Below are 25,475 nucleotides of genomic sequence, written 5' to 3'. Positions count from 1 at the left end.
CCGTGGTCGAACTCCCCTGCGAAAAAAGGAAGTTGTCGTCGAATATCGACCCAGGGTAGGGGCGCGGACGCGGTACGTCACCCGAATGGGCCCATTGGGGGCCGTTGCGTGGAACGCACCGGCCCCGAACGCTCCGGCTCCCGGACACCGGGGCGGTGTCCGGGAGCCGGAGGGGGTTCGGGGCCGGAAGGGGTCCGGGGCCGGAAGGACCGTCAGATGAGGCCGAGACCGCGGACGGCCTCGCGCTCCTCCTCCAGCTCCCGCACGGAGGCGTCGATGCGCGGCCGGGAGAAGTCGTTGATCTCCAGACCCTGCACGATCTCGTACTTCCCACCCGCGCAGGTGACGGGGAAGGAGGAGATCAGGCCCTCCGGAACGCCGTAGGAGCCGTCGGAGGGAACGGCCATGGAGGTCCAGTCGCCCTCGGGGGTGCCGTTGACCCAGGTGTGGACGTGGTCGATGGCCGCGTTGGCGGCCGAGGCCGCGGAGGAGGCGCCGCGGGCCTCGATGATGGCGGCGCCGCGCTTGGCGACGGTCGGGATGAACTCCTCCGCCAGCCACTTCTCGTCGTTCACGGCCTCGGCCGCGTTCCGGCCCGCGATCTCGGCGTGGAAGATGTCCGGGTACTGGGTGGCGGAGTGGTTGCCCCAGATCGTCAGCCGGCGGATCTCGTCCACCGGGGTGCCGGTCTTCTTGGCGAGCTGCGACAGCGCCCGGTTGTGGTCCAGGCGGGTCATCGCGGTGAACCGCTCGGCCGGTACGTCCGGGGCGGCGGCCTGGGCGATCAGGGCGTTGGTGTTGGCCGGGTTGCCGACGACCAGGATCTTCACGTCGTCCGCGGCGTGGTCGTTGATGGCCCTGCCCTGCGGCTTGAAGATCCCGCCGTTGGCCTCCAGCAGGTCACCGCGCTCCATGCCCTTGGTGCGCGGGCGGGCGCCGACGAGCAGGGCGACGTTGGCGCCGTCGAAGGCGACGTTCGGGTCGTCGGTGATCTCGATGCCCTTGAGCAGCGGGAAGGCGCAGTCGTCCAGCTCCATGGCGGTGCCCTCGGCGGCCTTCACCCCCTGGGGGATCTCCAGGAGGCGCAGCGCCACCGGCACGTCCGCGCCGAGGAGGTGGCCGGAGGCGATGCGGAACAGCAGCGCGTAGCCGATCTGGCCGGCGGCGCCGGTGACGGTGACATTGACGGGAGTGCGGGTCATGGCGATCTCCGTATACCTGACGGTGGCGGCTGGGTCTCCAACGTATCTCTACATCAAGAGACCTGGTGTCAGGCTATCCGACGGCCCCGGCACGGCGGCGGCCGCCCGCACGTGGTGGCGGGCGGCCGCTCGGGATGGTGCCGTACCCGTGGGGGGCGGCGGATCGCATACCCGGGGTTCTCCGGTGTCATGCCACCCGCGGCCCGGCTCCGGCCGGCCGCCGTCAACCGGCCGCCGTCAGCCGGCCGTGCACCTCTCGGTGCCCTCCGGGGGCACCAGGCAGGCCGACGGCGCCTTGGGATCCGCGGCGGCCACCATCGGGGTGTACGCCTTGCCGGAGTCGCCCACCTCGCCGCGTTCCGCCGCCTCCGCCGCGGCTATCCGCAGCGTGTCCCCGGGGCCGGCGCCGCTGACCCGGGCCCAGGCCGCCCGGCATGCCTCGCTGTACCGGACCTCGACGTACGCCTCGCCCAGCGTGGCGTCCGCGACGGTCTCGGCGTGCCGTCCGCCGCAGCCCATGGCCTCCGGGTCCCGGCCTGCGCAGTCCGCTCCGCCGCACTCCACGCCCTCGGGCGGGGCCGGCGCCGACGCGCTCGGGGAGGAGGTCGCCGACGGGGCGGCGGCTGTCTCCCCGTCCCCGCGCAGGGAGAGGACGAACGCGCCGGTGGCCACCAGTACCAGTGCGCTCGCCGCTCCGGCGAGGAGCGGCCGGAGCGGGCGGCGGACCGGGCCCGGCGGGCCGTCGGGCCGCTGCCCGCCGGGGTCCGGGGGCGGCGGTACGCGCAGCCGCGTGGTCCGCTCACCGGGCGGCTCCTCCCCCGGCTCCCCCAGCGCGGCACGCGCCTGTGCCACCCGGGCGGTCTCCATGGTCTCGTCGTGCCGCAGCTCGGCACGGCTCCAGGCCCGTTCCGCCAGCTCCCACAGCGTGCCGAGGTGCCGTACGTCGGTACCGGTCGCCTCGGCGAACTCCTGGATCGCGCGGCGCGGAGGCAGCAGGCGGCCGTCCAGGTAGCGCTCCCAGGACGTCTTGCTGTACCCGGTGCGGTCGGCGACCGCGATCACGCTCAGTCCGGAACGGTCGACCAGACGTCTCAGCTGCCCGGTGAACTCCCGGATCCGCGGATCCAGTTCCTGTGGCAACGCCTTCCAGCGAGGCATCCGCCTCCCCCCCTCGTGCATACACGCCCGTGTCCCGTCCCCGCCCCGTACCGCCTCCGGTCCATGCCCCTGTCCACGGGGATGTCCGAAACGGGGCGTCAGTTCCCGGCGGGGCACGCAGGAGTGAATCCGGAATATTGTCCCACCGCGCGCGGACCGTCCCGCCTCCGCCGGAGAATCGGCGGACCCGGCGGTGGGCTCCCCCGGCGCGCGCGGCCGGAACAGCGCCCCCCGGCGCCGTCCGGGCGGCTACCGGATCGAGAAGTGGAGGATGCCCTCCAGAAGGGGGATCTCCAGCCAGGGCTTCGGCTGCGCCATCATCGCCAGCAGCGTGATCGTGGCACCCAGCACCCCGTAGGTCAGCACGTCCGTGAAGCGGGAGCGCACCGCCAGCATCCCCACCGACGGCACCGACCAGCGCAGCAGGGCACCGAGGAGCATGGCCGCGCCCATGGTGAGGATGCCCGCGCGGAAGTTGCCGAGGGTCACCAGCAGCCCGGCGGCCGTCCCGGCCAGTACGCACAGCAGCGGCCACTGCCGCGCGGGGGCGGGGGCGTCCCCGGGGGCGGCCCGGCCGCCGCCCTCGGGCCGGGCGGTGTCCCGGGTGATCAGCGGGAAGCGCCGCGAGTGGCGCCGCGGGGCCCCGTCGTCCGCCTCCGCCTGCTCCCCCATGCCGTCGTGCTCCGCCGTCTCCGCCGGGAGCGCCGTACGCACCGGCTCCGCCGTGCCGTCGTCGTTCCCGGCGGAGCCGGTGTCCCCGGTGCTTCCGGCGTCAGCCGACACCGCTCGCCTCCACGGTGCGCTCGGCGGCCCGGACGACGTTCGCCAGCAGCATCGCCCGGGTCATGGGGCCGACGCCGCCCGGGTTCGGGGAGAGCCAGCCGGCGACCTCGGCGACGTCCGGGTGGACATCACCGACGATCTTCCCGGTGGCGTCCCGGCTGACCCCCACGTCCAGCACGGCCGCACCCGGCCGGACGTACTCGGGGAGCACCAGGTGCGGCGAGCCGGCCGCCGCCACCACGATGTCCGCCTCGCGCAGCCGCGCCCCCAGGTCGCGGGTGCCGGTGTGGCACAGGGTCACCGTCGCGTTCTCGGTGCGGCGGGTGAACAGCAGCCCGATGGAGCGGCCGACGGTGATGCCGCGGCCGACGACGGCCACGTTCGCCCCGTTGATCTCCACCCCGTGCCGGCGGAGCAGCTCGATGATGCCGTTGGGGGTGCACGGCAGCGGCGCCGGCTCGTTCAGCACCAGCCGGCCGAGGTTCGTCGGGTGCAGTCCGTCGGCGTCCTTGGCCGGGTCCATCAGCTCCAGGACACGGTTGGTGTCCACCCCGCGCGGCAGCGGGAGCTGCACGATGTAGCCGGTGCAGGCGGGGTCCTCGTTCAGCTCGCGGACGACGGCCTCGATCTCCTCCTGTCCGGCGGTGCCGGGCAGCTCGCGCTGGATGGAGGCGATGCCGACCTGGGCGCAGTCGCGGTGCTTGCCCGCCACGTACTTCTGGCTGCCCACGTCGTCCCCGACCAGGAGCGTGCCCAGGCCGGGCTGGACGCCGCGGGCCTTCAGGGCCTCGACCCGGGCGGTGAGTTCGGACTTGATCGCGGCTGCGGTGGCCTTGCCGTCGAGAATCTGGGCGGTCATGGGCCCATCCTCCCGGATACGGGGGGCCGGTCTCCAATCGCCCCGGCCCACCGGGGCCCGCGGCCGCCGGTCCGCCACGGGAAGTGCCGGTTCCGTCACGAAATCGCGGGCCGACGGGCCGACGGGACGGCGGAGCGTTCCCGGTACGTTGCGGAATCGCCACATTCCCCGATCTTGGCTGGACAGTACACCCGTCCGCCCACCACCATGAGGCGCCGTGCCGTCACCGCCGCGAGGCCGACGGCACGGCAATCGGGGGGAGACACACTCATGCACGGTCCGGTTCTCACGCAGCGCGGCTGCTGGGGCGGCGAAGTGTGCCCCCGGGCGTCCTCCGGACGCCCTACCGGCCTCAACCGTCCCTGACTCTTCCGCTCGGAGGAAACCGCCCATGAGTTACCCCCCGCCGCCCGGCGGCCAGCCGAACCCCTACCAGGAGCAGCCCCAGCAGCCTCCGCAGCCCGGCTACGGCTACCCGCAGCAGGGCGTGCCCCCGCAGGGCGGCTACGGCTACCCGCAGCAGCCCCCGGCCGGGGGCTACCCCGCTCCTCCCGGCACCGTCCAGGCGAACAACGGCTACCTGAACATCCCCTACCTGGGCACGGTCAGGGTCGCCACGATGGGGCAGCGCTTCCTGGCCCGCCTCGTCGACGGCCTGATCATCGGCGCGCTCAACTCGATCATCATCTTCGCCGGGGTGGGCGGTGCGATCGGCCTCACCGCGGACGCCGAGGACTGCGGAACCTACCTCGACCCCGGCTACGAAGCGTGCGTCAACGAGAACGCCGAGCAGGCCCTCGGCGGCATCGCCGCGATGTTCGCGATGCTCGCCCTGTTCGCGGTCCTGCTGCTGCTCTACGAGTGGCTGATGATCGCCTTCAAGGGCGCCACCGTCGGCAAGATGGTGCTCGGCCTGAAGGTCGTCAGGGAGGCCGACGGCCGGCTGCCGGGAGTCGGCGGCGGCTTCATCCGCTACATCATCCCCGTCGTCGGCGCGTTCCTGTGCTACATCGGTGCGGTCCTGGTCTACCTGTCGCCGTTCTTCGACAACAGCGGCAAGTTGCAGGGATGGCACGACCGGGCAGCGGGAACGGTGGTCATCAAGAAGTAGCGCGGCCCGTCGTACGGGCACCGCGCTCGGGCTCATACGCCGAGGGCCGCGCCACGGGAGTCCCGTGACGCGGCCCTCGGCGTCCGGCCGCCGCCCCGACACGCCCGGAGGACCGCCATGAGCAGCTCCGACCCGAACAACCCGTACCGGAAGAATCCTTACGGCAGCCCCTCGGACCAGCCTCCCGCCCACGGGCCGGACGGACCGTCGTCCGGGCACCCGCTGGCGCCGCCGCCCGGCCCGTACGGCTCACCGGGCGGGCCGCCCGGGACGATGCCGGGCAAGGTCAACTCGGCCCGGTTGATCCTCTACATCGCCGGCGGGATCCAGGCACTGCTCTCGCTGCTGTTCATCGTCGTCTTCGCCTCCTCGCAGAACACCCTGGAGGAGACCTACGGCGAGCTGGACATCGACACCGGCGTGTACTACGTGATGTTCGGCTTCTTCCTGCTCCACGCGCTCGTCGGCATCGCGCTCGCCACGAGGTTCCCGCAGGGCGGCGGCGGGCTGCGGATCGCGGCCATCGTCTGGGCCGCCGTCCTCATCCTGGTCGGCATCGCCGCCCTCCCGCTCGGCCTGCTGTGGATGGCCGTGGGCGTCTTCTGCCTGGTGCTGCTGGCCTCCGCCGAGTCGGCGGCCTGGTTCAACCGCCCGCAGGCCTGACTTCCCGCACGGGCGCACGGGCCCGGCGGCCCCGCGGTGCGGGGACCGCCGGGCCCGTGCCGTGCCGGGGCGCCGGGCTCAGTGGGCTCAGCGGGTTCAGTGGAAGAAGTGCCGGGTGCCGGTGAGGTACATCGTCACGCCTGCCGCCTTCGCGGCCTCGACCACCTGCTCGTCGCGGACGGAGCCACCCGGCTGGACCACGGCCCGCACCCCGGCGTCCGCCAGGACCTGGAAGCCGTCGGGGAAGGGGAAGAACGCGTCGGAGGCGGCGTACGAGCCGCGGGCCCGCTCCTCGCCGGCCCGCTGGACGGCGAGCTTCGCGGAGTCCACCCGGTTGACCTGGCCCATCCCGACGCCGACCGTGGCGCCCTCCTTGGCCAGCAGGATCGCGTTGGACTTCACCGCCCGGCAGGCGCGCCAGGCGAAGGCCAGCTCGGCCAGCTCCGCCGCGCCGAGCGCCTCGCCGGTGGCCAGGGTCCAGTTCGCCGGGTCGTCGCCGCCGGCCTGGAGGCGGTCGGCGACCTGGAGCAGCGCGCCGCCGTCGACCGGCTTGTGCTCCAGTGCCGCGGCGGGCGCCCCGGGGCAGCGCAGCACCCGGATGTTCTTCTTGCGGGCGAGCACCTCCACCGCGCCGTCCTCGTAGCCGGGCGCGACGATCACCTCGGTGAAGATCTCGGCGACCTGCTCCGCCATGGCCACCGACACCGGGCGGTTGACGGCGATCACGCCACCGAAGGCGGACAGCGGGTCGCAGGCGTGGGCCCTGCGGTGCGCCTCGGCGACGTCCGCGCCGACGGCGATGCCGCAGGGGTTGGCGTGCTTGATGATCGCCACGCACGGCTCGGTGTGGTCGTGGGCGGCCCGGCGCGCGGCCTCGGTGTCCGTGTAGTTGTTGTAGGACATCTCCTTGCCGTGCAGCTGCTCGGCCTCGGCCAGACCGCCGGTGCCGTCGCTGTAGAGGGCGGCGGGCTGGTGCGGGTTCTCGCCGTACCGCAGGACGCTGCGGCGCTCGTAGGAGGCGCCCAGGAACTCGGGGAAGCCGGATTCGTCGGCCGGGGCGTAGTCGCCCGCGAACCAGGAGGCGACGGCCACGTCGTACGCGGCGGTGTGCGCGAACGCCTCGGCGGCCAGCCGCCGGCGCTCCGCCAGGTCGAAGCCGCCCCCGTTGACGGCCTTCAGCACCTCGCCGTACCGGCCGGGGTTGACGACGACGGCCACGGACGGGTGGTTCTTGGCGGCGGCACGGACCATCGAGGGGCCGCCGATGTCGATCTGCTCCACGCACTCGTCCGGGGAGGCGCCGGAAGCGACGGTCTGCCGGAAGGGGTAGAGGTTGACGACGACGAGGTCGAAGGGCTCCACCTCCAGCTCCTGGAGCTGCCGGCGGTGGTCGTCCAGCCGCAGGTCGGCGAGGATGCCCGCGTGCACGCGCGGGTGCAGGGTCTTCACCCGGCCGTCCAGGCACTCGGGGAAGCCGGTCAGCTCCTCGACCGGGGTGACCGCCACGCCCGCCGCGGCGATCCGCGCGGCCGTCGAGCCGGTCGAGACGAGCCGCACGCCCGCCGCGTCCAGACCGCGGGCCAGGTCCTCCAGGCCCGTCTTGTCGTAGACGCTGATCAGTGCGCGGCGGACGGGACGCCGGGTGGAAGCGGTGCTCTCGGAGCCTTCAGTCATGACCGAGGATGACCTTTCTTGCCTCAATGCGGTAGCCGTGGCGGGCGAGCCGTCCCACGGTGTCGACGAGCAGCCGTCGCTCGACTTCCTTGATCCGCTCGTGGAGGGCGGACTCGTCGTCCTCATCCCGCACCTCGACCACGCCCTGGGCGATGATCGGGCCGGTGTCGACCCCGTCGTCGACGAAGTGGACGGTGCACCCGGTGACCTTCACGCCGTACGCGAGCGCGTCGCGCACACCGTGGGCGCCGGGAAAGCTGGGGAGCAGGGCGGGGTGGGTGTTGACGAAGCGCCCGCCGAACCGGGCCAGGAACTCCTTGCCCACTATCTTCATGAACCCGGCGGACACCACCAGATCGGGCTCGTGCGCCGCCACCGCCCCGGCCAGCGCCCGGTCCCAGGCGGCCCGGCCGTCGTGGTCCCGCACCCGGCACACGAACGTCGGCAGCCCGGCGCGCTCGGCCCGCTCCAGCCCGGCGATGCCGTCGCGGTCGGCCCCGACGGCGACGACCTCGGCGCCGTAGCCGGCCGGTCCCCGTTCGGCCACGGCGTCGAGCAGGGCCTGGAGGTTCGTTCCCGAACCCGACACGAGCACCACGAGGCGGGCCGGGGAGTGGGCGGCGGCGGATCGGGAAACGGAAGCCACGACGGGGCTCTCTCTCGGATGGGTGGTGCGGCGGTGTGCGGTCGTCCGTGCGGTCGTGCGGGTTCACGGGGCGTTCGTCCCGGGGAGTCCTGTGACGCGGCCGGCCGTCGGCAACGATACCGGCACACCGGGCGGCCCCCTCGGGACGGGGGGACGGCCGCCCGGTAGCGTCTGCGCTACGCACCGGTATCCGGCGGCGCGCCGCACCGGGGCCGCCCGCACCGGGCCCGGACGACACCAAGGGGAAGAATCAGACCACATGACGGACCGACGCCGCCGTGCGGCCCTCGCACCTTCGACCGGCACCACGACCGGGACTGCCTCGGTCCTGCTCCGGAAGCGGTGGTCCTTCTCCGGACCGGCCGGCCGGGACACCCGGGGCACCCGCAACCTCCGCGGTTCCTCGGGCTCCTCCGGTTCCTCCGGTTCCTCCGACGACAATCCCTTCGCGCCGCCGCCCGAGGGGCGGCCGGAGCAGCCCTGGCGCCCGCGCCACCCGCACGGCTCCGGCCCGGAGGACCCCGGGCAGGGGGACGACGGGAACGGCGACGGGGAGCGGGAGCGGAGCCGCCCCGCCGGCTCCCCGCCGAACTGGGGGAGCCGGTGGAGCAGCCGCCAGCCGCACCGCCAGGGCCGCGACTTCGGCGAGGGCGGCCGTCCCGAGCGGCCCGACGGCCGGAACGGCGGGGCGGGCGGACCGCGCTGGGATCCGTCCGACCCGGCCCAGCGGCGGGCCCGGTACGCGCTGCTGGCCGGCATGTGGGGCTTCTTCTTCGCCCTCTTCAGCATTCCGTGGCTCGCGACCCCGCTGGGCGCGCTGGCCGTGTACTGGGGGGTGAGCACGCTGCGGACCGGGCCGCGCGGCGCCGCGGGCGCGGGCGGTTCTTCGGGGTCCCCGGGACGGGGTGCCCGGCCCGAGGACGTGGCCGGGGCGGCCGGAGGCACCGGTCCGGGTCCCGCCGTGCCGCCCGCGCACCCGGCGGGCGGGCGCGGTGGCAGACCGCAGACGGCGGTGGCGGTCAGCGGCCTGGTGGCGGGCGTCGCCGCCCTGGCGATCATCGCGGCGCAGTTCACCGTGCAGCTCGTCTACCGCGACTACTTCGTCTGCGTGGAGGACGCCCTCACCAACTCCTCCCGGGAGGCGTGCGAGCGGCACCTCCCCGAGGAGCTGCGCCCCCTCTTCGGCGAACAGGACTGATCCCCGCCTCCTGGGGCCCCCGCCCCCGTCTCCGCCCTCGTCTCCGGGCCGGGGCGCGGCGGGCCGTCCGCCGCCGCGCGGGCGCCGTACGGCGGGAGGCGGGGCCGGACGGGGCGGGATCGGGCGGGGCGGGGCGGGATCGGCGCGTCATGCCGGGCCGCGCCGCAGCCGCCGGTACCGCAGGGCCAGCGCGCCCGGCACCCCCAGGACGGCGGTCCAGCTCAGCGCGGCCGCGCCGGTGAGCCACCAGCGCGGGCCCAGCTGGGCCAGTGCCAGGTTGCCCAGCGGCCCGCCCGACCAGGCCGCCAGCAGCGCCATGGCCGCTCCGCAGCCGCAGGCGGCCAGTACGGCGGCGCACGCGGTCGCCCACCCGCCCAGCACCGGCCGCCCCCACTCGGGCACGGCCGCACACGCCACGCTCCGGGCCGTCGCCGCTCCGGCCGCCAGCGGCACCACTCCCGCCACCGTCCAGGTCAGCGGGGTGCCGGGGCCCTCGGCGGGCAGGGCGGCCAGCAGCGGGAAGTCCGGCAGCCCGGGCAGCGCGGTCACGGCCGACGGCCCCACCGTGCTGCCCCCGCCGAGCGTGAAGCCGGGGCCGAGGCCGTACGACGCGCCCCAGACGGCCGCGTTCGGCGCCAGGGCCAGGCAGAGCAGCAGGAGCGCGGCGTGTCCCGCGCAGCCGGGGACCGTCTCGGGGAGCACCGCCTGTTGCGCGCCACCGCCCGCCACCGTCCTCCACAGCAGGGCGCCCGCCGTCAGCAGTCCGCCCGCCGCGCACAGCGCCGCGGTGCCCGCGGCGGCGGCACGCGGTACGGCGACGGCTCCGGGCCGGGTGAGGACCGCCGCCGCGGCTCCGAGCACCCGGCCGGACCACCGTCCGAGCGGCCTGCCGAGCGTCCGGACCGGCGCGGGCGCGCGCCGTGCGCACCGCGGCGCCCGGCGGATCCACGCCATGGGCCGGTCCAGCCCCGTCCAGACCCCGGCCGCCGCCACGGCGGCCACCACGGCGGGCAGGCGCGGTGCGGCGCCCAGCGGATCGACCCGGAGGGGACCGGTGGAGGCATAAGCGGTGGCAGCCGCCGCGACCAGCAGATACCCCGCGACGACCCAGCCCGCGGCCCGCCAGGGCCGGCCCCCGTCCACCGTGCGGTCCGCCGGTTCGCCGACCGGTCCACCGGCCGCCGCGGACACCGCGTCGCGCGCCGCGCGGTACAGCAGCCATATCGGGACGGCGCACAGCAGCAGCGGGGTCAGACCGACGGGCGCGGGGGCGCCGCCGAGTGTTTGAACACGGACAAGGGGGGCACCGTGTGCCATCAGCCACAGATCGGCGGCGATGCGCAGGGCGTCACCGGGACCGCCGCCGGAACAGGGCGAGGTGATCCACAGCAGCAGGACGACGACGGCGACCCCGGCCAGACCCAGCCCGGCCGCCATCACGCCCTCCAGGAGCCGCTCCGCGGGGTGATCCGGCGCACGGCGGCCCGGCGGGGCTCCGGGAGGGCCGGGGGGGCGGTGCGCGGGCGGTGTCGCTCGGTGTCGGGCCGTGGGATGCACGCCGCCATGCTGCCAACTTCCCCCGTTCATCCCCGGTAGTGAATAAAACATCGATGTGTTGCACACAATGCGCAATGGAGCTTTTCGCACAGTACGCCGGTATGAGGTCCATACCGGTATGGCCAATGACGATCCGCGGAGGACGCCGGCATGACGGGCAGCACGACTGAGAAGGTCTCCATCCCCGCCCCCGGGCAGCGGTCGGGCACTCCGTCCGCCCCGGCCGGGGAGACGGCCGGACGCGAGGAGCCGGGCCCGCCCGGCACCGCGGTGCCGGGCGGGCCCGCCGAGGCCTTCGACCTGCTGTACACGCGGCACGCGGAGCCGCTGTTCCGGCAGGTCTGTCTGCTCACCGGTGACCGGCGGCTGGCCGAGCGGTCCGTCCGCCACGCGTTCCGGCTGGCCTGGGAGCGGTGGCCGGAGGTCGCCGTGGACCGGAATCCGGCCGGCTGGGTGCGCGCGGCGGCACACGACCACGCCCTCTCGCCCTGGCACCGGCTGGATCCCCGCCGCCGCCTCGCGAGCGCCCCCTTCCCAGCCGGAGGGGAACGGGAGGACCGGGAGGACCGGGAGGAGCGGCTGCCGCGGGAGGCGCTGGAGACGCTGGCGCAGGCGCTGCTGGAACTGCCGCCCTCCTACCGCCGGACCCTGCTCCTGCACGACGGGCTCGGGCTCGGAGCGGCCGAGACGGCCGCCGAGAGCGAGTCCAGCACCGCGGCGGCGGCCGGACGGCTGATGCACGCGCGCGAGGCGCTGGGCGAGTACGTGCCCGCCCTGCGGCGTGTCGAGCCGGAGCGGCGGAGGCGGATCATCCGCGCGCTGCTGGAGGGGCTGGCCGCCGCGTGGCCCGTCCCCGCCCTTCCGCCCGCCCGCGCCGTGCGGGAGGGCGGCGAACGGCTGGCACAGCGCCGTACGGGCGCGGTGATCGGGGCCACCTCGGTGCTGGTGGCCGCGGCGGTGTTCGGCGCGGCCACCGGTCCGGCGGGCCACACCCCGCCGGACCGGTCACCGGCCGTCTCCGGGCACTCCCCGGAGGACGGAGCGGCGGACGGCTGAGGCCGGCACCGGTGACGGGTACGCGGCCGCGGCCGCGTACCTACGGTGGCCCGGTACGGCTCCGCGGAGGATTTCCGGTGGATCCTCGGGGCCCCACACGCCACCGTGGAGGGTCCTGACACTCCCGGCCGAACCACGCGTGGCCCCTCGACGCTGCCCCCTACACTGACACCGCCGCTCAAGGGGGGAGCCAGTATGTACAGCGTCATCGTTGTGCCACCGGGCTGCGAGGGGCCCGACGGCCAGTTCAGGATCGCGGCCGGTGAGCGGCTCGCCTTCGGCCGCGCGATCCCGGGCAGCGGCCTGTCGATCGCGCACAGGGGCGTGTCACGGGTCGCCGGCGAGATCACCGCGCACCGTGCTTTCTGGATCCTGAGCAACCACAGCGCGGACCAGACGTACGTGGTGGAGAACCCGGAGGGCGCGGGCGAACACGTCAAGGTCTCGCCCGGCCGCCTGGACGCACCCATTCCCTTCGAGTTCTCCCGCGTGGTGCTGCCCGCCGCCGGCGATCTGCTCAGCTTCGAGGTGTGGGCCCCGCGCCACCGCTACGGACCCCGTGCCGCGGGTTCCTGTTCCGCCGCCGGGGCCACCACGGCACCGGCGTTCGCCCTCGACCGCACCACGCGCTACTACGCGGTGCTGGCCGCCCTGTGCGAACCCCGGCTGCGCGACGACCCGCACGCCCCGCTGCCCACCGTCGACCAGCTCGTCGAACGGCTGCGCTCCGGGTGGCCGGCCGTCCACCGCTCCCTGGTCTACTGGAACATCGACTACCTCGCGGTCAAGCTCGGGCTGCGTCCCGGCCCGGACGTGGCGGAGTCCGGACCGCGCCGGGGCGGCAAGAAGGAGTCCCTGGTCTCGCTCGCGCTCCGCTTCGACCTCGTGTGCGAGGACGACCTCGTCGTCCTCGGCGCCGCGCCGAGCAGGGCGGCCCGGTGACCGGCCTCCCCCACTCCGTCCCCGTGCCGCCGGGCTACCGCGTCGGCTCCTGGGAGGTACGCGAACCGCTTGCCTCCGGCGCGTTCGGGACCGTGTACGCGGGGCGGCACACCGGTGGTGCCGGGGCCGGACGGCCCCGCGAGGTGGCGTTGAAGTTCCTGCCCACCGGCACCCACACCCCCCGCCGGCTCCGCCATCTGCGCGAAATGGCCGAACGCGAGGTCGAGCTGCTCCGCCGACTGCGCTCCCCCCGGCTGATCCGGATGTACGACGCCCTCACCGTCGACGACCCGGACCGTCCCGAACTCGACGGCGCCACCGTCCTCGTGCTGGAGCGGGCCGAGGGATCACTGGACGCCCTGCTGCGCCGGACACCGGTGCCCGGCTCCGGGCCCGCCCTCCTCGCCCAGATCTGCGAGGGACTGCACCAGCTGCACCGCGCGGGCTGGGTGCACGGCGACCTCAAGCCCGCCAACGTGCTGCTGATGAAGGACGGTTCGGTCCGCCTCGGCGACTTCAACATGGCGGCCGAACTGGAGGGCACCCACGCCTACGCCCCCGCCTTCGCCACCCCCGACTACACCCCGCCCGAGCTGCTGTGGCCGGAGTACGGCGAACGTGGCCGCCGAACGCGTCCCACCGCCGACATCTGGGCCTTCGGCGTGCTGACCCACCTCGTTCTCACGGACACCCACCCGCTGCCCGGCGGCTCGGCGGAGGCCCGCTGCGACGCGGCGGTGCGCTACGCGCGCGGCACGGAGGAGCTGCGCCTCTCCCCCGGGCTGCCGGAGCCGTGGCGGGAGATCGTCACCGCCTGCCTGGCCCCCACCCACGAGCGGCGGGCCGGCCTCGGCAGCGCCGCGCTCCTGCGCCGGGTGGAGCGTGCCGCGGGGACCGTCCGCTCCCCACGCCTGCCGAGGCTCCGCCCGCGCGCCTGGCGCCGCCCCGTTCTGGTGATCACCCTGGCGGGGGCGCTGCTGGGAGCGGCGGCGACGGTGACCTACACGTCGTTACGGGACGACGGGCCGACATACGGCTACCACCGCTGCCCGCCGGACAGCGTCTGCTTCTTCAGTGAGGAGTTCGGCATGGGCCGGATGTGCAGCTGGCAGGGTGACGACCCGGACTGGCTGTCCGGCGACGAGACGTGCGGGTGGACGCGCGACCACCCGGTGAAGTCGATCTTCAACAACGGTGTGGAGGCGGAGGGCCGCGGCGGCGTGGCGTACTACCGGGGCCGCGACTTCACACCGGCCGGCGTCGACCGCACTCGCACGATGCGGCGCACCGGCTGCACCTCCATGCGCCAGCAGGGCAACCTGGCAGGCAGCTACGCACCGCTGTCGCACAGGTGGGTCCCCAACTGCTGACCGCCGCACCAGGCCCGCCCTGCGGCTTTCCGGGCTCCCCGCACCGCGCTCCGGCACCAGGGTGGGTGTGCACCGTTCACCCGCCGGAATCCGGCAGAGGAGATCACCGTGCCCCGGCGCATCCGCGGTACCCGCCGTCCCGCTCCGCCGTCCGCTCCGGCCGCCGTCACGGCGGCGATCGTCGCGGCGGCTCCGCTCCCGGCGTCCCCGGCCGCCGCGGCGGTCCCGTGCCCCCGGCGCCGGGGGCACCGGCCGGGAGAAACCACGCGGGCCCGCACCCCCGGGGGTGCGGGCCCGCGCCGTACGGGCGGCGGCGGTGCGGCCGTCAGCCGGCGAGCGCCTCGCGCGCCAGGCGGGCGGTCTCGGACGGGGTCTTGCCGACCTTCACGCCCGCGGCCTCCAGGGCCTCCTTCTTCGCCTGGGCGGTGCCGGAGGAACCGGAGACGATGGCGCCGGCGTGGCCCATGGTCTTGCCCTCCGGGGCGGTGAAGCCCGCGACGTAGCCCACGACCGGCTTGGTGACGTTGGCCTTGATGAAGTCGGCGGCCCGCTCCTCGGCGTCGCCGCCGATCTCGCCGATCATCACGATCAGGTCGGTGTCGGGGTCGGCCTCGAAGGCGGCGAGGGCGTCGATGTGGGTGGTGCCGATGATCGGGTCACCGCCGATGCCCACGCAGGTCGAGAAGCCGAGGTCGCGCAGCTCGTACATCATCTGGTACGTCAGCGTGCCGGACTTGGAGACCAGGCCGATGCGGCCCGGCTTGGTGATGTCCGCCGGGATGATGCCCGCGTTGGACTGGCCGGGGCTGATCAGACCGGGGCAGTTCGGGCCGACGATCCGGGTCTTGTTCCCCTTGGAGCCCGCGTACGCCCAGAACTCGGCGGTGTCGTGGACGGCGACGCCCTCGGTGATCACCACGGCGAGCGGGATCTCGGCGTCGATCGCCTCGATGACCGCGGCCTTGGTGAACTTCTCCGGGACGAAGACGACGGTGACGTCGGCGCCGGTGGCCTCCATGGCCTCCTTGACGCTGCCGAAGACGGGTACCTCGGTCCCTTCGAAGTCGACCGTGGTGCCCGCCTTGCGCGGGTTCACGCCGCCGACGATGTTGGTGCCGGAGGCCAGCATGCGCCGGGTGTGCTTCTGGCCCTCGGAGCCGGTCATCCCCTGGACGATGACCTTGCTTTCCTTGGTGAGGAAGATAGCCATGGTGTGTCGGTGTCCTCGTCCCTCGTTACTTGGCGGCCAGCTCGGCGGCCCGCTCGGCCGCACCGTCCATGGTGTCCACCTGCTGCACCAGCGGGTGGTCGGCGTCGGTCAGGATCTTGCGACCCAGCTCCGCGTTGTTGCCGTCGAGGCGCACCACCAGCGGCTTGGTGACCTCCTCGCCCTTGTCCGCCAGCAGCTTCAGTGCCTGGACGATGCCGTTGGCGACGGCGTCGCAGGCGGTGATGCCGCCGAAGACGTTGACGAAGACGGACTTCACGTCCGGGTCGCCGAGGATGATCTCCAGGCCGTTGGCCATCACCTCGGCGGAGGCGCCGCCGCCGATGTCGAGGAAGTTGGCGGGCTTGACGCCACCGTGGTTCTCACCGGCGTACGCCACGACGTCCAGGGTGCTCATGACCAGGCCCGCGCCGTTGCCGATGATGCCGACCTGGCCGTCGAGCTTGACGTAGTTGAGGCCCTTGGCCTTGGCGGCGGCCTCCAGCGGGTCGGCCGCGGCCTTGTCCTCCAGGGCGGCGTGGTCCGGCTGGCGGAACTCGGCGTTGGCGTCCAGGGACACCTTGCCGTCCAGCGCGATGACCCTGCCCTCACCGGTCTTGACCAGCGGGTTCACCTCGACCAGAAGGGCGTCCTCCTTGACGAAGACGTCCCACAGCCGACGCAGGACGTCGACCACCTGGTCGGCGATCTCGGCCGGGAAGCTCGCGGCCTCGACGATCTCGCGAGCCTTGGCCTCGGTGACGCCCTCGACGGCGTCGACCGGGATCTTGGCCAGGGCCTCGGGCTTGGTGGCCGCGACCTCCTCGATCTCGACACCGCCCTCGACGGACGCCATGGCGAGGAAGGTGCGGTTGGCGCGGTCCAGCAGGAAGGAGACGTAGTACTCCTCCGCGATGTCCGCGGTCTGGGCCAGCATCACCTTGTGGACGGTGTGGCCCTTGATGTCCATACCGAGGATCCGGCCGGCCTTCTCCACCGCGTCCGCCGGGTCGGAGGCCAGTTTCACACCGCCCGCCTTGCCCCGGCCACCAGTCTTGACCTGCGCCTTGACAACCGCGCGACCGCCGAGTCGCTCGGTCACCTCGCGCGCCGCCTCGGGCGTCTCGATGACTTCACCGGCCAGCACCGGTACCTCATGCTTGGCGAAGAGGTCCCTCGCCTGGTACTCGAACAGGTCCACGCGCGTCCGTCCCCTAGTCAGTGGTTTCTCGCGGTTCGTTGTCAGCGTGGGCGTGCCGCGTGGCCGCGGCGTCTGCGAGGGCGCGCGGCATGTCCGCCTTGCAGGTTAGTCCCGTCCGTGTGCCCCGCATAAATCCGACCTCACACCTGTTCGGTGACAACGGTCACAGCCGGAGGGCCTCATTCCGCCTCCGGCCGGGATGTGCGGCTTCTCTCCGCACACTCCGCCCGGCTGTGCGGAGCGGCTCCATGGAGCCGCAGCAGGGCGGCGGGAGACGTATGACGGCGGGCGCGGCACCGGTGACAGGTCCCGCCGGTGCCGCGGGCCCTCCGCCGGAGGCGGGGCCAGGCTGCTCCCGGCGGGCCCGCCTGTGTTCTCGGCCGGCGCGGCGAGCGCGCGTGGGGCGGTGGGGCGGTACGCGTACCGCCCCACGCGCGCGTCAGTCCTCCGGTACCGGCAGGGGGCGCTTCTCCAGCGCCGCCGCCATCACCTCCGGGAAGTGGTCGGGAGTGCAGGCGAAGGCGGGTGCGCCGAGCGCGGCGAGGGCCGCGGCGTGCTCCCGGTCGTAGGAGGGGGCGCCCTCGTCGGAGAGGGCCAGCAGTGTGACGAACTGCACGCCCGCGCCCTTCATCGCGGCGACTCGTTTGAGCATCTCGTCGCGGATACCTCCTTCGTAGAGGTCGCTGATGAGGACGACGACGGTCTCGGCCGGGCGGGTGATCCTCGACTGGCAGTAGGCGAGCGCCCGGTTGATGTCGGTGCCGCCGCCGAGCCGGGTGCCGAACAGCACGTCCACCGGGTCGTCGAGTGCGTCGGTGAGATCGACGACGGAGGTGTCGAAGACGACCAGCCGGGTGGCGAGGGAGCGCATCGAGGCGAGCACGGCGCCGAAGACGGAGGCGTAGACGACCGAGGCGGCCATCGAGCCGGACTGGTCGATGCAGAGGATGACGTCCTTTTTCACCGCCCGGGAGGCGCGGCCGTAGCCGACGAGCCGCTCGGGCACGACCGTCCGGTGCTCGGGCAGGTAGTTCTTCAGGTTCGCCCGGATGGTGCGGTTCCAGTCGATGTCCCGGTGCCGGGGGCGGTGGATCCGCGCGGACCGGTCGAGTGCACCGGTCAGGGTCGCCCTGGTGCGGGTGGCGAGCCGCTTCTCCAGCTCCGTCACCACCTTGCGGACGACCGCGCGGGCGGTCTCCCGGCTGGTCTCGGGCATCGCCCTGTTGAGCGAGAGCAGTGTGCCCACCAACTGGACGTCCGGCTCGACGGCCTCCAGCATCTCCGGCTCCAGCAGCAGCGCCGACAGACCGAGCCGGTCGATGGCGTCCCGCTGCATGACCTGGACGACGGAGGTGGGGAAGTAGGTGCGGATGTCCCCCAGCCAGCGGGCCACACCGGGCGCCGACGCGCCCAGCCCGGCCGCCCGGCGTCCCGCGCCGGAGTTCCGGCCGCCGCTCCCGGGGCCGTCACCGTCCCCGTACAGCGCGGCGAGGGTGCGGTCCATGGCCTCGTCCCGGCCGGACAGGGCGCAGCCGGTGCCGTCGGCGTCCGCCCCGCCGCCGAGGACCAGCCGCCAGCGGCGCAGCCGCTCGTCCGCCGCCGTGCCGTCCGCTGCCTCGGGTGCCGTGCCGTCCGCTGCCGTGTCCACCGCCTCGGGTGCCGTCCCGTCCACCGTCCCGTCCCCCCTGTCCGCGCTGTCCCGCCTGTCCGCCCCGTTCCCCGCGCCGTCCGGCACGGTCCGGGCCGCCGTCCGGTCGCTCATCGCGCGGTCACCGCCCCCCGCGCCGGGTCGGCGGCGTCCGCGGGGAGCGGGCCCAGCAGCAGCCGCAGGGCCGGCAGTACGGCGTCGGCCCGCGCCTCGTCCAGCCCCGCCCCGAAGCCGGGCACCGCCTCCCCGGCGTCCGTGCCCGGGCCGTCCGGTCCCGCCGGGCCGCGCCGGACCAGTTCGCCGACCGTGCGCCGCACTCCCGGCTCGTACGCGGCGAACGTCCGGCGCAGCAGCGGCAGCACGTCCGTGAACGCCTCCCCCGGTATCCCGGACAGCCAGGTGTCGACCAGGGCCAGCAGCCGCTCGTCGTGGACGAGCAGCATGCCGCCGTCCGCCAGGAAGCCCTCGACCCAGGCCGCGGCGTCCCCGGGCGCGGTGCCCGGGGAGAGGGCCAGGCCCATCAGCCGGGCCGCCTCGCCGTCCGGGAGCCGGCCGTCGTCCAGCAGCAGCCGGGTGCAGCGGCCCCTCAGCAGCCCGGGGACCCGGTCGCGCCCGGCGAGGGTGCGCAGCACCGCCCGCCAGCGGGTGAGCAGGTCCGCCCGCTCCAGCAGGGCGATCGCCCGGTGGGCGGCGTCCAGATGGCCGCGCAGCTCGGCCGCACCGTCGGCGTCGAGCCCGGCGCAGGCGGGCGGCAGCCCGACGCACACCCGCTCGGCGAGCCCCTCGGCAACCTCGCGCAGCGCGGCGGCGTCCGTACCGCGCACGTCGCCGTAGCGGACGGAGCGCACCAGCGCGGGCAGGGCCTGGGCGAGATGGCCGACGTCGGTGTCGAGGGCGGCGCGGTCGGCGAGGACGCGCATCACCACGGGCAGGGCGTCGCCCAGCCCGGCGGGCAGGCAGCGCTCGGCCAGCTCGGTGACCTCGACCAGCGACTCCGCCGCCCGGGCCAGTGCCTCGGCCCGGGCGGTGGCCGCGGCGGCCACGGTGGTGCCCCACACCCCGGCCTCGGCGATCCGCACCGACAGCTCGGGCCGCCAGCACAGCCGCCAGGTCTCCCGGAAGGTGCCGGTGCCGCCGGTGCGGCTCGCCGCCGGCTCGCCCCAGTCGACGCCGAGCAGCCGCAGCCGGTGCAGCAGTCTGCTGCGGGCGGCGGCGTTCTCCTCGCGCAGGTCCAGCTCCAGCTCCCGCTCGCGCGCCTCGGGCTTCAGCCGCAGCGACCGCTGGAGGCGGGCCAGATCACGCTGGAGCGGCACGGCCGGCGCCTCGTCGGGCACCTCGCCGAGGACGTCGCCGACGGTCAGCCGGTCGTGGACGAGGGCGAGCGGCACGTCCGAGCCCTCGCACAGCACGGCCCGGGTCGCGTCGATCGTCTCGCCCAGACCGGGCAGCGGGCGGCCGCGCAGGGCGGCGAGGGTGTCCACGAGCCGCACCGCCTCGATGACGTGCGCGGAGGACACGGCGAAGTCCTCCTCGCGCAGCAGCCGGGCGACCTTCGTCAGCCACCGCTCGACGGGCCGGTCGGGCGCGGTGAACAGATGGCCGTACCAGCCGGGGGAGGTGATCCCCGCGCCGTAGCCGCTGCGCCGGGCGAGCCGCTCGTGGGTCCAGGGGACCCAGGTGATCTCCGTCCTGGCCTTCGGCAGCCCTTTCAGCAGCTGCCGGTCGGCGGTGACGGTCGTCCGCGCGGTGAGCGCGGGAACGTGCCAGGCGCCGCAGACGACGGCGACGCCGTCGTCGCCGAACTCCCGGCGCGCCTCCCGCAGCCGCAGCCGCATATGGGCCTCGCGGACCGCGTCGCGCCGGTGGCCGCCGTCCCCGGTGGTGCTGCCGTGCGCCTCGCGCAGGGCGGCCATGGCGTCGGCGAGGACGGCGAAGGGCGCGTACGGGTCGTACGAGTCGGCGGCCGGTCCCGTTTCCCCTCGGTGAGCGCCGCGGTGGGTGCCGCGGTGCTCCACGACGTCCTCCCACCAGCGCTCCGGGTCGTCGTGGCCGGCCGTCTCGGCGAGCACCCGCAGCGGATCGAGGCGGAGCGCTCCGCCTCCCGGGGCCTCCTCCCCCGCCGGCTCACCGCCCCCGTTCCCGTCGCCGTCTCCTTCACCTTCACCGTCACCATCACCGTCACCGCCGCCATCGTCCATCGCCAGCGAGTGGGCCGCGGGCAGGTCGAAGAACCGCACCGGCACGCCGTGCGCCAGCGCCCAGCGGATGGCCACCCACTCCGGGGAGAACTCCGCCAGCGGCCAGAACGCCGCCCGGCCCGGCTCGTCCGCCACATGGGCCAGCAGCGCCACCGGCGGGCGCATCCCCTCGTGCGCCGCCAGTGCCACCACGGCGTCGGCCTCCCGCGGGCCCTCCACCAGCAGCACCCGCGGCGCGCGGGCCGCCAGTGCCGCCAGCACCGCCCGCGCCGACCCCGGGCCGTGGTGGCGCACGCCCAGCAGCAGCGGCCCCGCCGGACCGGTGCCGGCCGCGGTCACGCGCTCACCTCGCGGCAGGCGCGGTAGAAGTCCTTCCAGCCCTCGCGCTCGCGGACGACCGCCTCCAGGTACTCCTGCCAGATCACCCGGTCGGCGGCCGGGTCGCGCACGACGGCGCCGAGGATGCCCGCCGCCACGTCGCCCGCGCGCAGCACCCCGTCGCCGAAGTGGGCGGCCAGCGCCAGCCCGCCGGTGACCACCGAGATGGCCTCGGCGGTCGACAGGGTGCCGGAGGGGGACTTGACCTTGGTGCGGCCGTCGGTGGTGACCCCGTCCCGCAGCTCGCGGAAGACCGTGACGACCCGCCGTATCTCGTCGACGCCGTCGGGGACGGCCGGCAGGTCCAGCGAGCGGCCGAGCTGCTCCACCCGCCGCGTCACGATGTCCACCTCCGCCTCGGCCGTCTCGGGCAGCGGCAGCACGACGGTGTTGAAGCGGCGGCGCAGGGCGCTGGAGAGCTCGTTGACGCCCTTGTCCCGGTCGTTGGCCGTGGCGATCAGGCTGAACCCGCGGACGGCCTGGACCTCCTCGCCCAGCTCCGGGACCGGCAGCGTCTTCTCCGACAGGATGGTGATCAGGGTGTCCTGCACATCGGCCGGGATGCGGGTCAGCTCCTCGACCCGGGCGATCTTGCCGTCGGCCATGGCCCGCATGACGGGGCTGGGCACCAGTGCCGCGCGGCTCGGGCCGTTCGTCAGCAGCTGCGCGTAGTTCCAGCCGTAGCGGACGGACTCCTCCGCCGTGCCCGCCGTGCCCTGCACCAGCAGCGTGGAGTCGCCGCTGACGGCCGCCGCCAGATGCTCCGAGACCCAGGTCTTGGCGGTGCCGGGCACCCCGAGCAGCAGCAGGGCACGGTCGGTGGCCAGGGTGGTGACGGCCACCTCGACGATCCGGCGCGGCCCGACGTACTTGGGGCTGATGACCGTGCCGTCCGGCAGGGTCCCGCCGAGCAGGTAGGTCGCCACCGCCCACGGCGACAGCCGCCACCGCGCCGGGCGCGGCCGGTCGTCGGCGGCCAGGGCGCTCAGTTCCCCGGCGAAGGCGTCCTCGGCGTGGGGCCGCAGGACGGCCGGTGCGCTGCCGGCCGTGCCGGCGCTGTCGGTGGCGCCAGTGGTGCCGGCGCTGTCGGTGGTACCGGTGGTGACGGGCACGTCTCCCCCTCGCAGGCGGTCGTTCCGGTTCGCCACCACGATGCACGGCGCCACTGACAGTCCGGCCCCGCGCCGGTCCGTGCGCACCGGCCCGTTGCCGGGCCGGACCGGATTGTCAGTGCCGGCTCGTACGGTCGTTCACATGCTGCGTCACACGGAGAGCCATCTTGTGATTCCGGTCTGTGAGAGCGACGAGGGCGTCGGTGTGCGGGACGACGGCGAGAACCACGCGTCCCTGTGGTGAAGGGCGAGGAGATGAGCACAGGGGAAGCCCGCTGGACGGCGGAGCAGGTGCTGGGGCTGGCACCCGACGCCGCGTCCCGCAAGGCGGGCGCCAGGCTGGCCGCGCCCGGCCCGTGGTCCGGCACCGGTGCCGGGCGGGGCGCGGTGTGGGGGGAGTGCAGGGGCAGTGGCAGCAGTCCGTACCGGACGGTGGTGGACCTCGCGGGGGAGGCCGCGCCGGGGTACCGGTGCAGTTGCCCCAGCCGGAAGTTCCCCTGCAAGCACGCGCTGGGGCTGCTTCTGCTGTGGGCGGCGGACGGGCCGGGCGAGGGCGGGGAGGGCGTACCGGAGACGCCGGAGGCGGTGCCGGACTGGGCCGGGTCCTGGCTCTCGGGCCGCCGGCAGCGGGCGGAGCGGGTCCGGGAGGAGGCGGTCGCCGCCCGCGAGGGGGAGCGGGCGGCGGGCCCCGCCGATCCGGCGGCGGCCCGGCGCCGTGCCGAGCGGCGGGCCGCGCGGATCGCGGCGGGCGCCACCGAGCTGGAGCGGCGGCTGGCGGATCTGCTGCGCGGCGGACTGGCGGGCGCGCAGCGGTCGGGATACGCCGGCTGGGACGAGACGGCCGCGCGCATGGTGGACGCCCAGGCGCCGGGGCTGGCCGCACGGGTGCGGGAGCTGGGGGCCGTCCCCGGGTCCGGCCCCGGCTGGCCCTCCCGGCTGCTGGCGGAGTGCGCGCTGCTGCACCTGCTCGACCGGGCCGTCCTGCGGCTGGACGAACTGCCCGCACCGCTGGCCGCGACGGTGCGGTCCCGGGTGGGACTCACCGTGGAGGCCGCCGAGGTCCTCGCCGACCGTGACGCGCTGGTGCGCGACCGGTGGCTGGTGCTCGGGCGGGAGGAGGCGGAGGAGGGGAGGGTGACGGCGCGCCGGGTCTGGCTGTACGGCCGGGAGAGCGGGCGCACGGCGCTGCTGCTGTCGTTCGGGACGGCCGGGCAGGCACCCCCGGATCCGATGCTGCCGGTCGGCGCCGCGCTGGAGGCCGAGCTCGCCTTCTATCCGGGCGCCCGGCCGCTGCGGGCCGTCCTCGGCCGGCGCCACACGTCCCCGGAGCCGGGGGCCGTACCGCCGGGGACGGCCGTCCACGGGGCGCTGGCCGCCTACGGCGCGGCCCTGTGCGACGACCCCTGGCTGGAAGGCCGGCCGGCGGTTCTGACGGACGTGGTGCCCGTACCGGCCGGGGAGGGCTGGCAGCTGGCCGACGCCGGAGGGGAGGACGCGCTGCCGGTGCCGGTGACGGCGGCGACGCGCTCCCGGATGTGGCGGCTCGCCGCCGTCTCCGGCGGCGGGCCGGTCACCGTCTTCGGCGAGTGCGGACACCGGGGCTTCACCCCGTACACGGTCTGGCCCGGCACCGCGGCCGGCACCGCCGAGGGCCGGACACCGGGCGCCGCGATCCCGCTGGGCCCGGCGGAGCTCCTGGGAGGGACGGCATGAACTGGGCAGAACTGGTCGGCGCCGCGCTGCTGGGCGCCGAGCGACGCACTCCGCCCGGCGGCTCGGTCGAGGCGCTGCTGGACGCCGCCGCGGTGGAGACCGTGCGGCGCCGGGCCGGGCTGCGGCCCGCCGCAGCGGCGCCGCGGCCGGAGCCCGCGCCCGCCGATCCGCGGCCGGCGCTGCCGCCGGCCGCCGCGCGGCGGCTGGCGCTGCTGCTCACCGACCGCTCCGGCGGGGCCGGCGGGCGCCGGGGCACCGCCCCCGACCTCGCCGAACTGCTCCCCCAGTGGCTGGCCGCCGCCAACACCCACGGCTACCGGGCACCGGCCGAGCAGCTTCCCGCCCTGCTGGACGCGGCCCGCGCCCGGACGGATCTGCGTTCCCCGGTCCTGGCCCTGGGCGGGCCCCGGGCGCGGTGGCTGGCGCGGCTCAACCCGGACTGGCGGTTCGCGCTGCGCGGCCGGGACACCGGCCTTCCGGGGGACGGTACGGCGGCCGGGGCCGGCGCGGACCGGACCGCCGTCCGGCGGCTGTGGGAGGAGGGCCTGTTCGCCGAGCGGTCCGCGCTGCTGGTGTCGCTGCGGCGGCACGACCCGGCGGCGGCCCGCGAGCTGCTGGCCGGCACCTGGTCCGCGGAGCGGGCCGAGGACCGGCTGATGTTCCTCGACACCCTGCGCGAGGGCCTGTCGCCGGACGACGAGGAGTTCCTGGAGCGGGCGCTGACCGACCGCAGCCGCACGGTCCGTTCCACCGCCGCCGAACTGCTCTCCGCGCTGCCCGCCTCCGCGCTCGCGGCGCGGATGGCGGCCCGGGCCCGGGCCTGTGTCGCCCCGGACCACACCGGCGGAGCGGTCCGGCTGGCGGTCGAGGCGCCGTACGAGTGCGACGCGGGCATGCAGCGCGACGGTGTGGCGCCCAGGCCGCCCGCCGGGCGGGGCGAGCGCTCGTGGTGGCTGTCCCAGGTGGTGGAGGCCGCTCCGCTGGACACCTGGGCCGGGCACCTGGGCGGCCGTACGCCCGCCGAGGTCACGGCCCTGCCGGTCGCCGACGACTGGGAGCAGGAGCTGCACACGGCCTGGGCCCGGGCCGCCGTGCGCCAGCGGGACGCCGCGTGGGCCCGTGCCCTGCTGGGGAAGCCGTCCGCCCCGATGGCGACGGTGCCCGGCGATCCGGCGAAGCTGCTGACCGTGCTGCCCCCGCGGGAGCGGGCGGAGTGGGCGGCGGAGTTCATATCCGCCCACGGCCTGTCCGAGGCGTTCCGGGTGCTGGGGGTCTGCGCGGTTCCCTGGGCCGAGCCGCTGGGACGCGCGGTGGTGGACGCGCTGGAGATCGCCCGGGACGCGGGCAGCTACCCGTGGAGCTTCAGCGGGGTGATGGGGCTGGCCGAGCGCTGCCTGGATCCGGCGCAGGCCGACCGGCTCGCCCCGCTGACCGCCGTCCCGGACGAGCCGGAGGACGGCTCACCGGGCGCGGGCGGCTACTGGGCGGAGGCGTTCCAGCGGCTGGTGGCCACACTCCGGCTCCGCGCCACGATGCTCGGGGAGCTCGAGCCGGGCCCGGGCCCGGGGGAGAGTCCGGGGGAGGGAGGGGGGACGGCTCAGGCCGCCACCGACCCCACATGAGAGCGGACCCACTCCACCACCTGGCCGGTGGGGGCGCCGGGCGTGAAGATCTCGGCGACGCCCTGGGCCTTGAGCGAGGGGATGTCACCCTCGGGGATGATGCCGCCGCCGAAGACCTTGATGTCCTCCGCGTCACGCTCGCGCAGCAGCTCCAGCACCTTGGCGAAGAGCGTGTTG

General features: G+C 75.3%; 20 protein-coding genes and 1 pseudogene. 8 read left to right on the top strand and 13 right to left on the bottom strand.

Annotated features, from left to right (window positions below; translation table 11 throughout):
- Window positions 1–212: 212 nt before the first annotated feature.
- From CUT44_RS26950 to CUT44_RS26935, 4 genes are all read right to left on the bottom strand, one after another.
- The gene (locus tag CUT44_RS26950; protein WP_100204575.1) at window positions 213–1,202 is read right to left on the bottom strand and encodes a malate dehydrogenase; all 990 of its coding nucleotides are present in this window, start codon (window positions 1,200–1,202) and stop codon (window positions 213–215) included.
- Window positions 1,203–1,439: 237 nt separating this feature from the next.
- The gene (locus tag CUT44_RS26945; RefSeq protein WP_100204574.1) at window positions 1,440–2,360 is read right to left on the bottom strand and encodes a helix-turn-helix domain-containing protein; all 921 of its coding nucleotides are present in this window, start codon (window positions 2,358–2,360) and stop codon (window positions 1,440–1,442) included.
- A 249-nt stretch (window positions 2,361–2,609) separates the two neighbouring features.
- Window positions 2,610–3,032: a DUF3017 domain-containing protein gene (locus CUT44_RS26940; RefSeq protein WP_100204611.1), complete on the bottom strand. Its 423-nt coding sequence runs from the start codon at window positions 3,030–3,032 to the stop codon at window positions 2,610–2,612.
- 100 nt (window positions 3,033–3,132) lie between these two features.
- Window positions 3,133–4,002 carry a bifunctional methylenetetrahydrofolate dehydrogenase/methenyltetrahydrofolate cyclohydrolase gene (locus CUT44_RS26935; RefSeq protein WP_100204573.1) on the bottom strand — a complete coding sequence of 290 codons (870 nt, stop codon included), beginning with the start codon at window positions 4,000–4,002 and terminating at the stop codon, window positions 3,133–3,135.
- A 391-nt stretch (window positions 4,003–4,393) separates the two neighbouring features.
- Between CUT44_RS26935 and CUT44_RS26930 the strand changes: the two genes are divergently transcribed.
- Both CUT44_RS26930 and CUT44_RS26925 read left to right on the top strand, forming a co-directional pair.
- Window positions 4,394–5,113 carry an RDD family protein gene (locus CUT44_RS26930; RefSeq protein WP_100204572.1) on the top strand — a complete coding sequence of 240 codons (720 nt, stop codon included), beginning with the start codon at window positions 4,394–4,396 and terminating at the stop codon, window positions 5,111–5,113.
- Between the two features lie 117 nt (window positions 5,114–5,230).
- A complete protein-coding gene (locus CUT44_RS26925) occupies window positions 5,231–5,776 on the top strand; it encodes a hypothetical protein (protein WP_100204571.1) in 546 nt (181 codons plus the stop codon).
- Window positions 5,777–5,872: 96 nt separating this feature from the next.
- On the opposite strand, the gene purH is transcribed toward CUT44_RS26925, so the two are convergent.
- The gene (purH, locus tag CUT44_RS26920) at window positions 5,873–7,450 is read right to left on the bottom strand and encodes a bifunctional phosphoribosylaminoimidazolecarboxamide formyltransferase/IMP cyclohydrolase (RefSeq protein ID WP_100204570.1); all 1,578 of its coding nucleotides are present in this window, start codon (window positions 7,448–7,450) and stop codon (window positions 5,873–5,875) included.
- Complete coding sequence (gene purN / locus CUT44_RS26915) at window positions 7,443–8,096, bottom strand: phosphoribosylglycinamide formyltransferase (protein WP_100204569.1); 654 nt, start codon at window positions 8,094–8,096, stop codon at window positions 7,443–7,445. The genes purH and purN overlap by 8 nt, the downstream gene beginning before the upstream one ends.
- A 259-nt stretch (window positions 8,097–8,355) precedes the next feature.
- On the opposite strand from purN, the gene CUT44_RS26910 reads away from it, so the two are divergent.
- Window positions 8,356–9,294 carry a hypothetical protein gene (locus tag CUT44_RS26910; protein WP_100204568.1) on the top strand — a complete coding sequence of 313 codons (939 nt, stop codon included), beginning with the start codon at window positions 8,356–8,358 and terminating at the stop codon, window positions 9,292–9,294.
- 147 nt (window positions 9,295–9,441) lie between these two features.
- Here the strand turns inward: CUT44_RS26910 and CUT44_RS26905 are convergent, their stop codons facing one another.
- Window positions 9,442–10,731, bottom strand: coding sequence for a cell division protein PerM (locus tag CUT44_RS26905; RefSeq protein ID WP_100204567.1), 1,290 nt, complete (start codon window positions 10,729–10,731; stop codon window positions 9,442–9,444).
- A gap of 270 nt (window positions 10,732–11,001) precedes the next feature.
- Between CUT44_RS26905 and CUT44_RS26900 the strand changes: the two genes are divergently transcribed.
- The 3 genes from CUT44_RS26900 (at window position 11,002) to CUT44_RS26890 (ending at window position 14,219) form a co-directional block, all read left to right on the top strand.
- Window positions 11,002–11,907 carry an RNA polymerase sigma factor gene (locus CUT44_RS26900; RefSeq protein WP_100204566.1) on the top strand — a complete coding sequence of 302 codons (906 nt, stop codon included), beginning with the start codon at window positions 11,002–11,004 and terminating at the stop codon, window positions 11,905–11,907.
- Between the two features lie 195 nt (window positions 11,908–12,102).
- Window positions 12,103–12,849, top strand: coding sequence for a hypothetical protein (locus CUT44_RS26895; protein ID WP_100204565.1), 747 nt, complete (start codon window positions 12,103–12,105; stop codon window positions 12,847–12,849).
- Window positions 12,846–14,219 carry a protein kinase domain-containing protein gene (locus CUT44_RS26890; protein WP_100204564.1) on the top strand — a complete coding sequence of 458 codons (1,374 nt, stop codon included), beginning with the start codon at window positions 12,846–12,848 and terminating at the stop codon, window positions 14,217–14,219. The genes CUT44_RS26895 and CUT44_RS26890 overlap by 4 nt, the downstream gene beginning before the upstream one ends.
- Window positions 14,220–14,544: 325 nt before the next feature.
- Here CUT44_RS26890 and sucD read toward each other — a convergent pair whose 3' ends face one another.
- From sucD to CUT44_RS26865, 5 genes are all read right to left on the bottom strand, one after another.
- The gene (sucD, locus tag CUT44_RS26885; RefSeq protein WP_100204563.1) at window positions 14,545–15,429 is read right to left on the bottom strand and encodes a succinate--CoA ligase subunit alpha; all 885 of its coding nucleotides are present in this window, start codon (window positions 15,427–15,429) and stop codon (window positions 14,545–14,547) included.
- 25 nt (window positions 15,430–15,454) lie between these two features.
- Window positions 15,455–16,627, bottom strand: a complete 1,173-nt coding sequence (sucC, locus tag CUT44_RS26880; RefSeq protein ID WP_100204562.1) for an ADP-forming succinate--CoA ligase subunit beta — start codon at window positions 16,625–16,627, stop codon at window positions 15,455–15,457.
- 439 nt (window positions 16,628–17,066) lie between these two features.
- Window positions 17,067–18,389 carry a VWA domain-containing protein gene (locus CUT44_RS26875; protein ID WP_100204561.1) on the bottom strand — a complete coding sequence of 441 codons (1,323 nt, stop codon included), beginning with the start codon at window positions 18,387–18,389 and terminating at the stop codon, window positions 17,067–17,069.
- Window positions 18,386–20,812 (bottom strand): DUF5682 family protein, encoded by a 2,427-nt coding sequence (locus CUT44_RS26870; protein ID WP_100204560.1) that lies wholly within the window; start codon window positions 20,810–20,812, stop codon window positions 18,386–18,388. Before CUT44_RS26870 ends, CUT44_RS26875 begins: the two co-directional genes overlap by 4 nt.
- Window positions 20,809–21,963, bottom strand: coding sequence for an ATP-binding protein (locus tag CUT44_RS26865; protein WP_408646803.1), 1,155 nt, complete (start codon window positions 21,961–21,963; stop codon window positions 20,809–20,811). Before CUT44_RS26865 ends, CUT44_RS26870 begins: the two co-directional genes overlap by 4 nt.
- 255 nt (window positions 21,964–22,218) lie before the next feature.
- Between CUT44_RS26865 and CUT44_RS26860 the strand changes: the two genes are divergently transcribed.
- Both CUT44_RS26860 and CUT44_RS26855 read left to right on the top strand, forming a co-directional pair.
- Window positions 22,219–23,676 (top strand): SWIM zinc finger family protein, encoded by a 1,458-nt coding sequence (locus tag CUT44_RS26860; protein ID WP_100204609.1) that lies wholly within the window; start codon window positions 22,219–22,221, stop codon window positions 23,674–23,676.
- Entirely contained in the window at window positions 23,673–25,298 is a 1,626-nt protein-coding gene (locus CUT44_RS26855) for a DUF5691 domain-containing protein (protein WP_100204559.1), read from the top strand. Before CUT44_RS26860 ends, CUT44_RS26855 begins: the two co-directional genes overlap by 4 nt.
- Here the strand turns inward: CUT44_RS26855 and CUT44_RS26850 are convergent.
- A pseudogene (locus tag CUT44_RS26850) lies at window positions 25,274–25,475 on the bottom strand (methylmalonyl-CoA mutase); the annotation flags it as partial. The gene CUT44_RS26855 and the pseudogene CUT44_RS26850 sit on opposite strands and share 25 nt — an antisense overlap.

This window comes from Streptomyces carminius (assembly GCF_002794255.1).
GTDB classification, from domain to species: Bacteria; Actinomycetota; Actinomycetes; order Streptomycetales; family Streptomycetaceae; genus Streptomyces; species Streptomyces carminius.
The sequence above is the reverse complement of the archived record's forward strand: the minus strand, read 5'-3'. Positions and strand labels throughout refer to the sequence as shown.

Excerpts from the sequence above, each read along its gene's own strand:
- CUT44_RS26950 (WP_100204575.1), bottom strand. The coding sequence starts at position 1,202 with ATGACCCGCACTCCCGTCAATGTCACCGTCACCGGCGCCGCCGGCCAG.
- CUT44_RS26945 (WP_100204574.1), bottom strand. The coding sequence starts at position 2,360 with ATGCCTCGCTGGAAGGCGTTGCCACAGGAACTGGATCCGCGGATCCGG.
- CUT44_RS26940 (WP_100204611.1), bottom strand. The coding sequence starts at position 3,032 with ATGGGGGAGCAGGCGGAGGCGGACGACGGGGCCCCGCGGCGCCACTCG.
- CUT44_RS26935 (WP_100204573.1), bottom strand. The coding sequence starts at position 4,002 with ATGACCGCCCAGATTCTCGACGGCAAGGCCACCGCAGCCGCGATCAAG.
- CUT44_RS26930 (WP_100204572.1), top strand. The coding sequence starts at position 4,394 with ATGAGTTACCCCCCGCCGCCCGGCGGCCAGCCGAACCCCTACCAGGAG.
- CUT44_RS26925 (WP_100204571.1), top strand. The coding sequence starts at position 5,231 with ATGAGCAGCTCCGACCCGAACAACCCGTACCGGAAGAATCCTTACGGC.
- purH (WP_100204570.1), bottom strand. The coding sequence starts at position 7,450 with ATGACTGAAGGCTCCGAGAGCACCGCTTCCACCCGGCGTCCCGTCCGC.
- CUT44_RS26910 (WP_100204568.1), top strand. The coding sequence starts at position 8,356 with ATGACGGACCGACGCCGCCGTGCGGCCCTCGCACCTTCGACCGGCACC.
- CUT44_RS26905 (WP_100204567.1), bottom strand. The coding sequence starts at position 10,731 with ATGGCGGCCGGGCTGGGTCTGGCCGGGGTCGCCGTCGTCGTCCTGCTG.
- CUT44_RS26900 (WP_100204566.1), top strand. The coding sequence starts at position 11,002 with ATGACGGGCAGCACGACTGAGAAGGTCTCCATCCCCGCCCCCGGGCAG.
- CUT44_RS26895 (WP_100204565.1), top strand. The coding sequence starts at position 12,103 with ATGTACAGCGTCATCGTTGTGCCACCGGGCTGCGAGGGGCCCGACGGC.
- sucD (WP_100204563.1), bottom strand. The coding sequence starts at position 15,429 with ATGGCTATCTTCCTCACCAAGGAAAGCAAGGTCATCGTCCAGGGGATG.
- CUT44_RS26875 (WP_100204561.1), bottom strand. The coding sequence starts at position 18,389 with ATGAGCGACCGGACGGCGGCCCGGACCGTGCCGGACGGCGCGGGGAAC.
- CUT44_RS26860 (WP_100204609.1), top strand. The coding sequence starts at position 22,219 with ATGAGCACAGGGGAAGCCCGCTGGACGGCGGAGCAGGTGCTGGGGCTG.
- CUT44_RS26855 (WP_100204559.1), top strand. The coding sequence starts at position 23,673 with ATGAACTGGGCAGAACTGGTCGGCGCCGCGCTGCTGGGCGCCGAGCGA.